The sequence below is a fragment of the Clostridium rectalis genome (genome assembly GCF_900626095.1).
Classification (GTDB): domain Bacteria; phylum Bacillota; class Clostridia; order Clostridiales; family Clostridiaceae; genus Clostridium_AS; species Clostridium_AS rectalis.
In genome coordinates this window covers 1-14,868 of the sequence record NZ_UYZZ01000017.1, presented here as the reverse complement: position 1 = coordinate 14,868, position 14,868 = coordinate 1, and the positions used below count along the sequence as shown (strand labels likewise).

Below are 14,868 nucleotides of genomic sequence, written 5' to 3'. Positions count from 1 at the left end.
ACATTGCCTACTTCTTTAACCTCATTTAGTATTGATTCTTTTAATTCTTTTGTATAACTTCTACCTCTCACAAGTTACCTCCAATTACTTTTCTTCATTATATCTAATGCATAAGCAATTGTCCAAGTGTTTTTAGGGGCTTAAGAGTATTGTAATAACTTCAATTTTATTAACTATTATAGGCCTTGTAAATTATAATTTAAAAATTAATACTATAGATAATGGGAAAAAATTATACGGTGATTATTATGCTGATTTAAACACTAAAAGTAAAGATAAAACTGAAACTTTAAAGGGTTATAATTACCTAAAAGATAAAACTGTTCATATACCATATGGTATATTTACCTCAAAAGACATGAAAACTTCTTTAAATGTTGAAATGTCAGATGAAACATTTTTAAAGTCAATAGGTTTAGAAATGCTAAAGGGTAGATTTCCTAAAAATAAAAATGAAATATGCGTTGATGAATCATTTTTTCAGAACATGAATATCACCAAAAAATTGGATCAATATCTAACATTGGATTTAATTAATTCACCTAAAAATTTAAAAACAGATGGATATAAAGAATATAAGTTTACAAAAAAATTTAAGTTAGTAGGAATATTAAAAACTAATCCAGGTATAAAATTCAAAGGAGTTTCCTGTGGCATAGTATCAATTAAAAATATAGACGATCTTCCAAAGGAGTTTATTGATTATCATATTTTAATAAAAACATTTTCTCACAAAAAAGTAGAAGAAATTACAAAAAGTATTGGAAATATTCAAACTAAATTTAATATAAATGAAGATGATATATTCATAAATAAAGGGTTGATACAAGTTATAAAACATTCTAATGATAGTAAAATTTTAAGTATAGTATTTGGAATTGTTATTATAATAGCATCAGCATTAACCATATATAATATATTTAATATGTCAATATTAGATAGAACAAAAGACTATGGTATATTAAGATGTTTAGGATTTAGAAAGAAAAAAATAATGTCAATAGTATTAAAAGAAAGTCTAATACTTTGTATAATATCCATTCCTATAGGAATTTTAATAGGATGTTTTTTATCAAAGGCTATATATTTTTCCATAGGAAAGATACTTAATAATACCTTAAAGTCTTTAATATTGCCTATTGATGTTATTTTACTAGTATTTATTATAACATTAGTAACAGTTAGTGTATCTGCATTTATGCCTGCAATATATGCATATAATGTATCTCCAATAGGGGCTATTAAAAATTTATTTGTATATTCTAGAAACCATAAAATAAAGCATAGAAAATGGCACCTTATTATAGAAAAGATATTAAAAAATGAAGGAATGTTAGCATATAAAAATATTTGGAGAATGAGAAAAAGAACATATTTAATAGTATTTTCCTTAGGTATTAGTATAACGATATTTACAGTATTTATATATTGTTTTAATCACATAGCAATTGAAGATCCTTCTGAAAATTTTAAGAATGGACAATTTAAGTTAACTTTTGATAATAGACTTGATAATACTTATTATTATGATAATAATTTTATATCTAAAATAAATAACATGCATGGTATTAAACATATTACAAAAATCCAATCAGCAACTGAAACTGCGGTATTAAATGAAAATTCTATAAAAAGTAATTTAAAAGAAAATCCATCAGAAAATAATCTTACTATAGATAATGGCGAATATAGAGTACCTTGTAATGTTATTGGCTATAATAAGGAAATAGCTAAGGATTTAAAAACAAAAATAGGTAAAGATGAAGTTATATTAATAAATGATATATATGCTAAGAATAATACAAATTTAAAAGCAGAAGATTTTATAACTCTTAGAAGATTTTATAAAGATAATATTGAACAAAGAGTAAAATATGAAGATAAAGAATTTAAAATAAAAGAGATTTTAAATAAAGCACCATATCAATCTAGTATGATTGGAATTAGTGTATTACTAGGACAGGATGATTTTAAAAATTTCACAAAAATAAATGGTTACAGAACTTTAGATATTAGTGTATATGAGAATTTTAATATGGATTTTATAAATAATGAGTTAGAAAACCTAACAAAGGAAATTAAATATAGTAAATTATTATCCTATCATAAAGAAATTAAGTATATAAAGGACTCAATAAAGTTTATTAAGATTTTAACTTATAGTTTTATTGCATGTATAGTTCTTATAGGACTATTAAATATAATAAATACTATTAATACTAATATAGTTCTAAGAATGAGTGAATTTGCTACAATTAAGGCAATTGGTTTTAATAAAAATCATATAAGAAAGCTTATTATGTTTGAGGGACTATTTTATGGTATTTTAAGTTCTATATTTGGTATATTTACATCAGGTATAGTATGCATATTATTATATAAATTTATACCTAATATGAAACCAGGATTTTCAATAATTATATTTTGTATACTAGAATTATTTATTATAATAATATCCCTATTATCAAGTATTATACCTTTAAGAAAAGTTAATAAAATAAATGTTATAAATACATTAAATGATTTATAACATTTATAAAATTAACAAGGTTATATTAAACCTGGTTTTTATGTTTTAGAATATAGTATAATCATACTATTATAAGAAAATTAGATTATTTATATATAGATTTAGATTATTTATATATAGATTTAGATTATTGTACCCTAAATAAATTTAAAGATCTCACTGCTTGCTAAATATTGTAGCGACTTGAAAAAGATTATTCTAATAATAGAATAAGAAAGGTAGCCTTATAATACTTTGAAGTGAGGAGAAGGAGTTTCATTTATCCATAATCATTTCTTTATGATTTCCATAAGTATATTTTCTAAGTGAATTTAGATTATAAACCTATCCTAGCTATTGAAATACAAGGCTTAGGATAGGTTCTCATTTTGTATTTTCAGTTCTATTTTTCATAGATTAATAAAGACTATGATAAAATCCAGATACTTCTTCACCGTAGGACCACTTATCATCTCCACAGGAATTGTCTACATAATGTAGTAATGAACAGACAAAAGTGAGATTGATTTTAATTCCAAGGTTTACAAGTTAAGATAATGATTTTAAAACATCCTCCATTTCTTTAGCTACCTTAATATTTCTTTTTTGAGCATGTGGATTAGTAGTAAATAGTATTTGTAGTGGAATTAATAATATTGATAATACCCTCCTAAACTTTTTTAATTGAATTCATTTTTATAGCCCCCTTAAATAAATCTTTAAGCTTAAAATATGTATTTAATAGTTATCGTATACATATTTTTATATTTATAATATATAGTGTAAAATAAGTAATAATATAGGTTATTATGTTAATATATATATGATTTTAATTATATAATAAATCATTTTAGTTTTGTATTTAGAGGGGTGGGGTTATGAGTAAAGTTGGAAATGTGTTTAAAATGTTAATTTTGTTAAAGAGTAGAGGCAGAATGAAAATAAATGATATAGCAAGAGAATTAGAAGTTAGCGAGAGACAAGTAAGAAGATATAGAAATGATTTAGAACAAGCGGGTATATACATAAAATATACCTCAGGCAAATATGGTGGATATGAATATGTTGAGAAAGACTATTTATTAGAATTAAATTTTACAGAAGAAGAAAACTTAATTCTACTTATGGCACTTGAGCAATTGAAATATGATAACTTTATAGGATATAAAGATTTTGAATTAATTATAGATAAAATTAAAGTATTAAATGAAACAGATAATAATAAATCAATAACGGATGTAAAATATTTTGTAAAAAGTATAAAAACTAATTCTAATTATGAAAAAGAGAAAAAAATATGGACAGATATAAATGCAGCCATCATAACTAGAAACAAAATTAAAATAAAATATAATTCACTAAATACAGGTGTAAAAGAAAGAATTATTAGACCTTATGCTGTATTTCAATATAAGGGCGCTATGTATTTTGTTGGCCATTGTGAACTGAGGCAAAGTATTAGGGAGTTTAAAATTTCTAGAATAAAAAGTTATGAGATTTTAGATGAAAAATTTGAGAAAACTTATAATTTTAATTTTAAAGAATATATGGGGGATTGTTTTGGAATATTTAAGGATGAGGAAATAAAATTAAAACTTAAGATAAATCATCCCATGTCCCAAATTGTAAAAGAAAAGATTTGGGTAGATAATCAAAAGATAATGGATATAGAAGATAAAGGTATAATTTTCAAGGCAAAGTTAAAAGGAATTACGGAGATAAAAAGCTGGATATTAAGTATGGGACAAAGTGTTGAGGTGTTACAACCTAGAAGTTTAAGAGAAAATATAGAGGATGAAATAGAAAAAATGACAAAAATTTATAAAAAAAGTAGTTGTCACCAAAATACGTCCGGGTTATAAGGTATAATAGATTATAAAGACATCCTATATACGGATTTTATTCAAATTTTTTAACTTAGGTTATAAGATATTATGATATATAAAGAGAGGTGAAAACATTGAAATTAAGTTGTGAATATAAAACAGAGAAAATTCCTATAGCTTATAGCATGATGTTTGTAAGTTTAATAAAAGAAGCTTTAAAGAAAAGCGATGAAGAATATTTTAGAAGTTTGTATATGTATGAAGATACAAAGAAAAATAAAAAATCAAAGGACTTTTGCTTTTCTGTATATTTAAAAGATTTTAGTAAAGAAGAAGATATATTTATTATAAAAGACAAAGTTATTTTTAATATAAGTTCTCCAAACTATGAATTTATGATAAAGCTATATAATGGGCTTCTAAATATTAATAACTTTAAATATAAGGAATTTTTTATAAATAGAGTAAAAATTAATTTAGTAAATGATAAAGAAATACAAAATAGACAACAAGTATTTAATACATTATCACCAATTTGCGTAAAAGATAAAGAAAATAAATATTTAAATATAGAAGATAGTAATTTTAATAAAGAATTAAATTACATAGTTAATAAAAATCTTGAGAATTTTAGAGGGTATGGACTTTTAGAGGAATTGAAGTTTTATCCAATAAAAATGAGAAAAAAAGTAGTAAAGGAAGATATAACTTCATTTAGAGAAAATACAAAAAGACAATATTATTATGTAAATAGCTATGCTGGAACATTTAAATTAGAGGGTAATGTAAAGGATTTAAAATACATTTATATGTTAGGGTTAGGCTTTCATAGAAGTAAAGGATTTGGGATGATAGAAGTTATGGATTAGGGGGTGAGAAAAATAGCTAATATAAAATTAGAGCTTTCAGATTGGCTTTATAATGCAGGTATAGTTGGAATATGTAAAATATTTGAGGCAAATGATGACTATTATAAAAAAGACTCAAATTATATAGAGTTCGATGAAAGTTTATTAGAAGATTTTGAAGAAAAGTATTTTAATTATTTTATAAATAAATATGAAAAATTTACTTCGTGGTACAAGATAGTAAGTATTGAAGATAAAATAGTAAACTTTAACAAAGATGCTGTAGATGAAAAATATATGGACAAGTTTAATAAACAAATAGAATATGTAAAGACAAAACTTAAAAGTGCTAGCTATAAAAGCGGATATGAAGTCATTGAAAATAAAGAAATAGATTTATTAAAAGAAGAACAAAATTTAAAAAAGATTAAAAAGACTAAAAAACAATCAATAGAGGACATAGTTCCAATGATAGAAGAACAGAATGAACTTTTACAAGGAATTATACAATATTTAAAAAAAGAAGAAGTTAAAAGAATTATTATGGCTAAAAATATAATTTATGATGTTATAGCGAAGTTTTGGTCAGATGTAAGTTTCTTAAATAGCAGCAATAATAAAAAAAGTATGTATAAAGAATATAAAAATTATTTTCTTGATGATTGTATTAATTATATACATGAAGATAAAGAAAAGTTTAAACATACATGTTTTAGTTGTGAAAATAAAATAGCTAAGTTATCAAAACCAGCATCATATGATTTAACTTGGATTAATAAAATGGGTGTAGATATGTCTAGAAAATCATCGCACTTTTGGAATTTTTATGGAGACACATTTATATGTCCTATTTGTAATCTTATATATTCGTGTATACCAGCTGGATTTACTATATTAAAGGATAAAGGAATATTCATAAATGAAAATTCTGATATTGATATTTTGGTTAAGGTTAATAATACGGCTATAGATAATAATACTAGTTTTCAAGAATTAGAAGAAAAATCATATTTTACTATTGCGGATAATATGAAACAAAGTGAATTTGAAAGATCAAATAAAGAAATAGATAACATTCAAATTGTTAAATTAGATTCTAATAATGAGAGAAGACCTTACAGTTTTAATGTAATATCTAAAAACAAATTGAAAATTATCTATAATAATAGGAAAAATTTAAGGTTATTGATATCTAAAAATGCAAAAATAGGAGATGGAAGCTATATAAATCTTTATTCAGAAGTTATAAAAAGATTATATAATAATAAAAATTCATTTGATTTAATTAGTGAACTTTTCTACTTGAAATTAGGTGACAAGTTTAAAGGATTATCATATTTAAAAAATATAATAAAAATAAATAATAGTTTTTTAGGAGGAATTATGGGAAAAAAGGTTTATTATAAAAAAATAGATGAGATCCAGAAATTAGGATTTTGCCTAAGAAAAGATTATGAGAACAAAAAAGCAGATAATAAAATAAATGGAATAACCTATAGACTATTAAATGCACTAAAAACTAAAAATTCTAATAGATTTATGGATACTTTATTAAATGCTTATATGTATATTAGAAAGCCAATACCAACAGAGTTTATAGAAGGATTAAAGGATGAAGCTAAGTTACAAACCATTGGATATGCATTTTTATTAGGATTACAAGGAGATAATTTTAAATTAGAAAGTAATGAAGAGGGGGCTGTAAATAATGAATAAAAAAGGATTAACTGCAAGCTTTATATTTGAAGCAGAAAGTGCTAATTATGGAGAAGGGGTAGGAAATGTTACATCTTTAAAAAAGATATCAAGAGGAAATGGAGATAGTTTCTCTTACATATCAAGGCAAGCTATTAGATATAATATTATAAACCAAATGGGAGAAGACAAGACTCCACTAGACTTGGATGGTACAGTTTTGCAGTTTGCGCCAGATGCTACAATTAAGGATTATGGAGAAATAGATTTATTTGGATATATGAAAACTAAAAAACCAACTAAAACTCGTTCAGCAGTGGTTAGACTGTCTAATGCAGTATCTCTTGAAGGCTTTAATGCAGATTTAGATTTTTTAACAAACAAGGGACTTTTGGATAGATACAACTCTCAAGGAGAAAAAGTTAAAGATGGTGGAAATATTGCTCAAAGTGAAATTCACAAATCATATTATGCTTATACGATTACTGTAGACTTAGATAAGGTTGGAATTGATGAAAATGAAAAAGATGATGAAGGAAATATTTTGGAGATCTCTAATGAAGCAAAATCACAAAGAATAAAGTCTTTATTGGATACTATAAAGTTTTTATATAGAGATATAAAAGGAAGAAGAGAAAATTTAAGTCCCATATTTTCTATAGGAGGAGTATATGATATTAAAAATCCTTTCTTCGAAAATAAACTAAAGGTTAAAAATAATAGAATATTAGTTGATACTATAAAGGGAGTTTTAAAATTAGATGAGAGTATAGAGAAAAACACAGTATCAGGCTTAATAGAGGGAATTTTTAATAATGATGAAGAGATAAAAACACAATTGAAATGCATTGACATGGGCGAGTTCTTTAATGTTTTAAAAGAAGAAGTTAATAGATATTATAAAGATGAAACTAAGTAGGTGATAGTATGAAAGCTATAAGATTAAAAATATATCAAAATCTAGTTAATTATAAAAAGCCTACTAGCTTTCAACTTAAAGAAAGCTATCCATTGCCACCCTATTCTACAGTTAGTGGTATGATACATTCTATTTGTGGATTTAAAGATTATAAAGATATGGATATAAGTATTCAAGGAAATTATTATTCTAAAGTTAATGATTTATGTACAAGATATGAATTTGCAGGAGCTTCTTTTGAAAAGGGGAGACATAATATAAAGTTAAAATCTTATGAAATAGATAAGAAAACAGGAGAACTAAAAGAAAAGTACTATGGAGCAATAAGGGGAGTATCTACAGCAGAGCTTTTAGTAGATGTAGATCTTTTAATTCATATAAGACCTAAAGATGAAAGTTTATTAAATATCATATATAAAGGATTAAAAAATCCAAAAGAATATATATCTTTAGGTAGGAGAGAAGATATTGCAAGAATTGATGAGGTTAAAATAGTGGATATTGAAAAAATGGATACAGAAGATGAGAGTAAAAAACTAGAATATGACGCTTATATTCCAGTAGATATGTTTAATAATAGTGAATTCGTTTCTAAATCTACGATTTATAATTTAAATAAATGTTATGAAAAGGTTAAGGTAAAAAAAGATGTTTGTATAAGACAGTGGAAGAAAGTAAAAGTTTTGCATGGGGTTATGAATAGAGATGAAATAAATGAGGAAGTAAAGTTATTACAAGATGAAAATAATTATCCAGTTTTCTTTGCTTAAAAAGATAGGGAAAGACCTATCTTTTTTTAGAAATTGCTATCTAGGGGTGACCTGCTCTTTACTATCACTTTGAAGAAGATGCAGTATTAGAGCTGTTAGTCATAGGATAAAATAAATGGGGAGGTTTTAAAAGTTGAGCAATTTATTTCTAGCAAAAACTAATCCGAGAGAAACAGTTATTGAACATACAAACTTACTTTTAAAAGGATTAGATAGAATAAAAAAAATATATCCTAATATAAAATTTTTAGATTGGCATATTTTAGAGATTGCCTGTATTTATCATGATACAGGAAAAATAAATACCAAATTTCAAAATAAATTATATGAAAAATTAGGAGAAGCAAAATTAAAAGATGGTTTAGAATATGAAAAGGAAATTCCTCATGGATACTTAAGTCCTGCATTTTTACCTAAAAAGCAGCTTAAAGAAAAATATGAAGATGATATATTAAGAGTTTTATATCAAAGTATTTATTATCATCATAATAGAGAAAAATTAGACAATTTTGATCCTATAAAATTAGTAGTAAAGGAAGATCTAATAAAATATTGGGAAGATTTTGAGTATGACAAAATGGATAAATCAGAAAAATTATATCCTTCTTATAAAAGATATTTATCGGAAAGAATAGATAGTGGTGACAAAGTTTATCCAAATTATATTATAACAAAGGGACTTTTGAATAAACTTGATTATGCAGCTAGTGGTCATATTGATGTTGAAGTTGAAAATAAAGATTTATTTGATAAAACATATAACTATTTACATAAAGGTGGTTTTAAACCTAACGAACTTCAACAGTATATGATCCACAATCAAGATAAAAATAATATTATAATAGCATCTACAGGCATAGGAAAGACAGAAGCTTCTTTATTTTGGATAGGCAATAATAAAGGTTTTTTCACACTACCCCTTAGAGTTTCAATAAATGCAATATATGATAGAGTAAAAGATAATATAGGATTTAAAAATGTAGCACTTCTTCATAGTGATAGCTATTCAGAATATTTAAAACGTAATATTAATATGGAAACTGACTTTTATGATAAAACTAAGCAATTTTCTATGCCTCTCACTATATGTACGTTAGATCAACTTATAGATTTTATTTTTAAATACGAAGGCTATGAAATTAAACTTGCCACATTAGCTTATTCAAAGTTAATTATAGATGAAATTCAAATGTATTCTCCTGATATGATAGCTTATCTTATAATGGCTCTAAAATATATAACAGATATGGGCGGAAAATTTAGTATAGTAACTGCCACTATGCCACAGATTATAATAGATTTTATGAAAAAGGAAGAAATAGAATTTAATCCTCCTGTTACCTATTGTAAAAAAGTAGATAATAAAATTCAACTTCGTCACAGAGTAACTTGTTTTGATGAACAAATAAATAAAAAACATATATTAAAAAATTATAAAAATAAAAAAGTTTTGATTATAGTGAATACTGTAAAGAAAGCTCAAGAGATTTATGATAATCTAAATTGTGAATTAGAAGATTCAAAAGTAAATATAAATTTATTCCATAGTAGATTTATTAAAAAGCATAGAACAGAAAAAGAAAATGATATTTTAAACTTTGGAGATAAAAATTGTAAGGATACGGGAATATGGATAACTACTCAAGTAGTCGAGGCAAGTTTAGATATAGATTTTGATGTTTTATACACAGAGTTGTCAGATGTTTCTGGACTTTTTCAAAGAATGGGAAGAACATATAGGAGTAGAATATTAGATATTAAAGATAGTAATGTATTTGTATATCTAGGAGGAGACAAGCCAACTTCAGGGGTTGGTTCAGGTGAACATTCTATAATTGATATTGAAATATTTAAACTATCCAAAAGTGCTATAAAGAATTTTAAAGATAAAGAATTAGATGAAGAAGAAAAGATGAATATTATAGAGAGTGTCTATACTAAAGAAAATTTACAGAAGGCCAATTATTATAAAAAAATAGATGAAACTATAAAATGGGTTAAAGATATAAAGGAATATGAACTTGAAAAAAATGAGGCAAGACTTAGAAATATATTTAACGAATCAATTATTCCTCAAAGTGTTTATGAGGATAATAAGGAATTTGTAGAAGGAGCTTTAATAAATATTAAAACTATAAAAAAAGAAATAGAATGTAAAAGACATAATATAAGTAGTTTAAAAGCTAAAATTCAATTGGAAAAGGATAAAATAAAAAATTTAATAGTAGATATACCTACCTATGAATTTGAAAGAGCGCAAAAATCAAGTAGAGTTATAAATCAGGTTAAGATAGATAAATTTAATGAGATTGCAGTGGTAGCATATGATTATAGTTTTGAAAGGGGATTAACAAGACCTAAAAATATAGATGATTTTGATGAAAATCTACAAATATTATAATTATAAGGTGATATTATGGGATTTGAATTAGAAAAGTTTAAAACACAGGGAGTTAAAATTAATTATTACTATGTTTGTAAAAGAAAGTTATGGCTATTTTCTAAAGGAATTACAATGGAAGATACTAGTGATAGAGTTTTAAGCGGTAAAATTATTCATGAAGATTCATATAAAAGAAGTAAAAATAAAGAGATGTTAATAGATGATATATTGAAATTAGATATCATAGATAAGGAATATGTAAGTGAAGTAAAAATAACTAGTAAGATGCCATTACCAGATAAAATGCAGTTGTTATATTATATTTTTTATTTAAAACAGATGGGGATTAATAAAAAAGGTAAAATTAATTATGTTAAAGAAAAAAGGGTAGAAAAAATAGAGTTAACAGAAGAAATTGAAGAAGAAATAAAAAATACATTAATTGATATAAAAACTATAGAAAAATCTAATGTTCCTCCTAAGTTAATAAAGTTACCATATTGTAAAAAATGTTCATATTATGAATTTTGTTACGTAAAGGAGGAAGAGTAGTGGGAAGAGATTATTATATTTTTAGTAATGGAAGGCTAAAGCGTAAAGAGAATACTATATATTTTATAAATAGTGATGAAGTAAAAAGATCACTCCCAATTGAACAGGTGGATGCAATTCATATATATGGTGAAGTAGATTTAAATACAAAACTTTTAAATTATTTAACTCAATATGGGCTTATACTTAATTTTTATAATTACTATGGGTATTATTCTGGAAGTTACTATCCAAGAAAAAAGAATGTATCAGGATTTTTATTAGTTAATCAAGCATTACATTATCATTATTATGATAAAAGAATGTATCTAGCAAAATCTTTTATAGATAGTGGAATACATCATATTTTAAGAAATTTAAGAAAATATGATAATACTGAAATTTTTATAGAGAATATTGAAATAGAAAGAAATAAAGTATTAAGTTCAAATGCTATAGATGAACTTATGGGAGCGGAGGGTAGAGCAAGAAAAATTTATTATGAAGCTTTTAATTTAATATTAAAGAATGGATTTGAATTTGAAAAGAGAGAAAAAAGACCCCCTAAGGATCCTGTTAATGCTTTGATATCATTTGGTAATAGTTTAATGTATACAACAGTTTTGGGTGAAATATACAAAACACAATTAAATCCTACCATAAGCTATTTACATGAACCTTCAACTAAAAGATTTTCTTTAAGTCTTGATTTGGCAGAAATATTTAAACCTCTTATAATAGATCCTATTATATTTAGTATGATAAATAATAGAATGATAAAATTAGAACATTTTAATATTGAAGAAGAAATTTGTTTATTAAATAATGAAGGAAAAGCTAAATTTATAAAGCAGTTTGAAAAGAGAATGGGAACAACAATAAAACATAGAAAATTAAATAGAAAAGTTTCGTATAAAACCTTTATAAGGCTTGAATGTTATAAGCTTATTAAGCATCTTATAGGAGATGATATATATAAACCATTAAAGGCTTGGTGGTGATAATTTATGTTTGTTATATTGACATATGATATAGAAGAAAAGAGAATTAATAGAGTTAGAAAAGTACTTAAAAAATATTTAGTTTGGACTCAAAATTCTGTTTTTGAGGGAGAAATAACAGAAGGAAAGCTACATAAATGCCTTTCTGATGTTAATAAATTAATTGATAAGAAGTTTGATTCAGTATATGTTTATAGAGTAAAAAATTGTAAAAATATAAAAAAGGATGTAGTTGGAATAGAAAAGAGTTTTAATGAATTATTTTTATAATTATTTTTGCATTAAACCTAAATTTAAATTAATTAAGGTTAAACTATTGAAATTACTAGGTTTATCCACAATAAAAAATAAATATTAAAAACGCTACTGAAGGTTTACTGCAAAATGTGGAAGATATTATAAACTAAGCATTGATATAAATCCAGTAATATCAGTGCTTACAGACTTTTGAAATTTTAGGCTTTTATATTAACTATGTGATATGTAAATTTGTTCTGGTGGGCATAAAGCAGGGTATTGATTCTTTCTTTTATATTAACTATGTGATATGTAAATGTTTCACAGTCACGTGTATCGTACTGTGACTCAAAACTTTTATATTAACTATGTGATATGTAAATTTAAATTGTTTTAACTTAAATCTTTTATTCATTTAAACTTTTATATTAACTATGTGATATGTAAATTGCATTTCGTTTTGTACAGTTTCCATGCTTATACAACCTTTTATATTAACTATGTGATATGTAAATACTATTGTGCAAGAATTAATTTCTTTGTTTTCTATCACTTTTATATTAACTATGTGATATGTAAATTTTTAGAACCTTCATTTAACTTTTTAACAATTGCAACCTTTTATATTAACTATGTGATATGTAAATCATACTGGGCATATCTGTTTTTGCATTTTGTTTAATACTTTTATATTAACTATGTGATATGTAAATAAGTTTGCAATAGCTGAAAATGTAAGAAATTTAATAACTTTTATATTAACTATGTGATATGTAAATTTTAATTGGAAACTCTGGAGATGTGGTGCCTTTATCCTTTTATATTAACTATGTGATATGTAAATTAAATTCCATAGATAGCTTGCCCACTAACTTTATAACCTTTTATATTAACTATGTGATATGTAAATATAGATAGAATTGATTTATTGCTGAAAGGAGGTGAGACTTTTATATTAACTATGTGATATGTAAATTATAGTATAAAACTAAAAGGTGATGAGATAGATAAGACTTTTATATTAACTATGTGATATGTAAATATAATGAACTTACACCATTCATATCTAGCTTCTTCATCTTTTATATTAACTATGTGATATGTAAATGAAGTTGAAATAATAGGTTATACTACTGCCCATATGCTTTTATATTAACTATGTGATATGTAAATTGAGTTTGGTTATAAGTATTAATCTAGTTTAACTTCACTTTTATATTAACTATGTGATATGTAAATTTAAATAGTAGCAATTCTTTTTGTGTGAATTTGTCTTCTTTTATATTAACTATGTGATATGTAAATTTAAATTTGAGGTTTTCGTTTGATACTCGTTTTAAAACTTTTATATTAACTATGTGATATGTAAATGGGAAAGTAACAGACAACTTAGTAAAATTAACAAAACTTTTATATTAACTATGTGATATGTAAATTTAATCATATCGTTTTGTTTAATTTCTTTATTTTTAACTTTTATATTAACTATGTGATATGTAAATAGTCAAAAGACCGACGAACAGACCCCATTGTAGTCCGCTTTTATATTAACTATGTGATATGTAAATGAACTTCAACTGGAATTTCTAAACGAACATTAGGAGCTTTTATATTAACTATGTGATATGTAAATAACCAAACAGAATGAAACTATAGATAGTTTCTTTCAACTTTTATATTAACTATGTGATATGTAAATGTGTTGAGTAAAAAATTCTAACCATTTGACTCTATGTCTTTTATATTAACTATGTGATATGTAAATCATGGTACTTCTTCTCTTCCTGTAATTCCTAATATTCTTTTATATTAACTATGTGATATGTAAATATTTTCTTAACAGAACATGCTCATTTTGGATTGGTTACTTTTATATTAACTATGTGATATGTAAATAATTATAGAAGAAGGTATCGCAAAGGGGAATTATGACTTTTATATTAACTATGTGATATGTAAATTTAAATAAAGGGCTTACTTATACAGAGTTAGGAATTACTTTCTCTTAAGCCCCTAAAAACACTTGGACAATTGCTTATGCATTAGATATAATGAAGAAAAGTAATTGGAGGTAACTTGTGAGAGGTAGAAGTTATACAAAAGAATTAAAAGAATCAATACTAAATGAGGTTAAAGAAGTAGGCAATGT

General features: G+C 24.3%; 10 protein-coding genes and 1 CRISPR repeat array. All 10 genes read left to right on the top strand.

Annotated elements, in window-relative coordinates:
- Nucleotides 1–358: 358 nt before the first annotated feature.
- Nucleotides 359–2,530 carry an ABC transporter permease gene (locus EJL03_RS15630; RefSeq protein WP_243108738.1) on the top strand — a complete coding sequence of 724 codons (2,172 nt, stop codon included), beginning with the start codon at nucleotides 359–361 and terminating at the stop codon, nucleotides 2,528–2,530.
- Between the two features lie 857 nt (nucleotides 2,531–3,387).
- Nucleotides 3,388–4,371 (top strand): helix-turn-helix transcriptional regulator, encoded by a 984-nt coding sequence (locus EJL03_RS15625; protein WP_125154896.1) that lies wholly within the window; start codon nucleotides 3,388–3,390, stop codon nucleotides 4,369–4,371.
- A gap of 89 nt (nucleotides 4,372–4,460) precedes the next feature.
- Nucleotides 4,461–5,204, top strand: a complete 744-nt coding sequence (gene cas6 / locus EJL03_RS15620; protein WP_125154895.1) for a CRISPR-associated endoribonuclease Cas6 — start codon at nucleotides 4,461–4,463, stop codon at nucleotides 5,202–5,204.
- Between the two features lie 3 nt (nucleotides 5,205–5,207).
- Nucleotides 5,208–6,899: a type I-B CRISPR-associated protein Cas8b1/Cst1 gene (cas8a1, locus tag EJL03_RS15615; protein WP_125154894.1), complete on the top strand. Its 1,692-nt coding sequence runs from the start codon at nucleotides 5,208–5,210 to the stop codon at nucleotides 6,897–6,899.
- Nucleotides 6,892–7,797, top strand: a complete 906-nt coding sequence (gene cas7i / locus EJL03_RS15610) for a type I-B CRISPR-associated protein Cas7/Cst2/DevR (protein ID WP_125154893.1) — start codon at nucleotides 6,892–6,894, stop codon at nucleotides 7,795–7,797. The genes cas8a1 and cas7i overlap by 8 nt, the downstream gene beginning before the upstream one ends.
- 8 nt (nucleotides 7,798–7,805) lie before the next feature.
- A complete protein-coding gene (cas5b, locus tag EJL03_RS15605) occupies nucleotides 7,806–8,567 on the top strand; it encodes a type I-B CRISPR-associated protein Cas5b (RefSeq protein WP_125154892.1) in 762 nt (253 codons plus the stop codon).
- Nucleotides 8,568–8,700: 133 nt separating this feature from the next.
- Nucleotides 8,701–10,968, top strand: a complete 2,268-nt coding sequence (gene cas3 / locus EJL03_RS15600; RefSeq protein WP_125154891.1) for a CRISPR-associated helicase Cas3' — start codon at nucleotides 8,701–8,703, stop codon at nucleotides 10,966–10,968.
- Nucleotides 10,969–10,983: 15 nt separating this feature from the next.
- Complete coding sequence (gene cas4, locus EJL03_RS15595; RefSeq protein ID WP_125154890.1) at nucleotides 10,984–11,502, top strand: CRISPR-associated protein Cas4; 519 nt, start codon at nucleotides 10,984–10,986, stop codon at nucleotides 11,500–11,502.
- Nucleotides 11,502–12,482, top strand: coding sequence for a type I-B CRISPR-associated endonuclease Cas1b (gene cas1b / locus EJL03_RS15590; protein WP_125154889.1), 981 nt, complete (start codon nucleotides 11,502–11,504; stop codon nucleotides 12,480–12,482). The genes cas4 and cas1b overlap by 1 nt, the downstream gene beginning before the upstream one ends.
- Nucleotides 12,483–12,488: 6 nt before the next feature.
- Nucleotides 12,489–12,752, top strand: a complete 264-nt coding sequence (gene cas2, locus EJL03_RS15585; protein WP_125154888.1) for a CRISPR-associated endonuclease Cas2 — start codon at nucleotides 12,489–12,491, stop codon at nucleotides 12,750–12,752.
- A 190-nt stretch (nucleotides 12,753–12,942) separates the two neighbouring features.
- Nucleotides 12,943–14,680: a CRISPR direct-repeat array (repeat unit 29 nt; unit sequence CTTTTATATTAACTATGTGATATGTAAAT).
- Between the last annotated feature and the right edge of the window lie 188 nt (nucleotides 14,681–14,868).

Coding starts and splice junctions, on each gene's coding strand:
- EJL03_RS15630 (WP_243108738.1), top strand. CDS start 359: ATGAAAACTTCTTTAAATGTTGAAATGTCAGATGAAACATTTTTAAAG.
- EJL03_RS15625 (WP_125154896.1), top strand. CDS start 3,388: ATGAGTAAAGTTGGAAATGTGTTTAAAATGTTAATTTTGTTAAAGAGT.
- cas7i (WP_125154893.1), top strand. CDS start 6,892: ATGAATAAAAAAGGATTAACTGCAAGCTTTATATTTGAAGCAGAAAGT.
- cas5b (WP_125154892.1), top strand. CDS start 7,806: ATGAAAGCTATAAGATTAAAAATATATCAAAATCTAGTTAATTATAAA.
- cas4 (WP_125154890.1), top strand. CDS start 10,984: ATGGGATTTGAATTAGAAAAGTTTAAAACACAGGGAGTTAAAATTAAT.
- cas2 (WP_125154888.1), top strand. CDS start 12,489: ATGTTTGTTATATTGACATATGATATAGAAGAAAAGAGAATTAATAGA.